The sequence below is a fragment of the Vibrio sp. 1069 genome (assembly GCF_033340555.1).
The window spans coordinates 1-610 of the sequence record NZ_JAWOWP010000565.1; the positions used below are offsets into that span (position 1 = coordinate 1).

At 40.2% G+C, this 610-nt stretch carries 1 pseudogene; it reads left to right on the forward strand.

Annotated elements, in window-relative coordinates:
• Positions 1–443: 443 nt before the first annotated feature.
• Positions 444–610, forward strand: a pseudogene (locus R7040_RS27765) (porin family protein); the annotation flags it as partial.

Here is a 610-nt window from a genome sequence, read left to right on the forward strand (position 1 = left end):
TACTGCTTATCCCTAACGCAATTTCTCCAGTCTTGATGTACTTGGTAGCAATTGCTGCAGGTACGGCGGTAACAGGCTTTACCTATGCATTCCTAAAAAACAAAGCGGATGCAAAACAAGAAGTTGCTGCATAAGCAAAACTTAAGCGATTAACACTTAAGCAATTAACAATGCCACCCTCGATTTGGCATTCAGCACCTCCCTTAAATTCCGGTTAAGGGAGGTGTTTTTTATTTCCCCCTCTTCTGACAAAACCATACATTTCGATACTTAACCTTTATTTTTTGACTCGTTATGCTGCACGCATGAGAGGTGCGACTTATTTGCTTAACTAACGCTTCGGTGACTTGTGCTTTTTCAAGTAGCCGATGAAAAATCCCAAATGCAGATAAAGCCTCTTATATTTCACTTCGTTTTAATCAAAATAATAAAGTTAAGTACACATGAAAAAAGCTGTCCTTTTGTTAGCTGCTGTTTCAGCATTCGCGCAAGCAAATCAAACTGATGTCGAGAAAAAAGACGTATCAGGCTTTTACCTTGGTGGTGGTATCGGGGTTACAACTGTCTATGACGACAGTGTTTGGCCGTATGCGGTTAATCTGGATTCTAA